Raw genomic sequence first — 572 nt, 5'->3', positions numbered from 1 at the left:
CCATGCGCTACACCTCCCATCGTAATAATTGGTGGTCGCCTTGCTCGACGGTTGAGACATTGCCTAGCCGCTTGAGAAGCCGAGCCACCAAAGGAAAATAGGTTTTTGTGGTAATCGCTTTCAGACCGCTATTTTTAACGTAGGTCGCCAGTTCACGAGTGGCTTGCACCGCGCCCGTTCCCTCCACTGCCCACACAAAATAGTCATCACCGACCACCTCACCCGCGACAGCAAGGTGATAGTCATCGCCTTGTATCTGGTAGATGCTCACAAGGTCATCATTGATAGCCTGTTGCATCAGTGCGAAGTCATCAGGACAAGCGCGAAAGGCATCACGTAAACGCTCTTGCACACTTTGGTTTTGCGTTACCACTTGAATCATTTGAGTACCTTTAAGGCAACGACGACGGTAATAGCGATAGCAACGATAAGCCAAGGACTCACGCCGCCACCCATATTGATGCCGCCAATGGATTGCCCTGATTGGTTGCTACTCTTAGCCGCCGATGGTCCAGCGCTCCCGCCTTTCAAACCACCACCGCCCGTTAAACTGGTCATTGCTCCAAACATAT

General features: G+C 51.6%; 2 protein-coding genes. Both read right to left on the bottom strand.

Annotated elements, in window-relative coordinates; translation table 11 throughout:
- Positions 1-7 precede the first annotated feature (7 nt).
- Positions 8-382 (bottom strand): DNAase, encoded by a 375-nt coding sequence (locus AWH66_RS17915; RefSeq protein ID WP_071487862.1) that lies wholly within the window; start codon positions 380-382, stop codon positions 8-10.
- Positions 379-570 carry a hypothetical protein gene (locus AWH66_RS17910; RefSeq protein ID WP_062463819.1) on the bottom strand — a complete coding sequence of 64 codons (192 nt, stop codon included), beginning with the start codon at positions 568-570 and terminating at the stop codon, positions 379-381. The genes AWH66_RS17915 and AWH66_RS17910 overlap by 4 nt, the downstream gene beginning before the upstream one ends.
- Positions 571-572: the final 2 nt, after the last annotated feature.

The organism is Vibrio barjaei (genome assembly GCF_001639065.2).
Lineage (GTDB): Bacteria > Pseudomonadota > Gammaproteobacteria > Enterobacterales > Vibrionaceae > Vibrio > Vibrio barjaei.
Note: the sequence above shows the minus strand (reverse complement) of the source record. Positions and strands in the feature narration are given on the sequence as shown.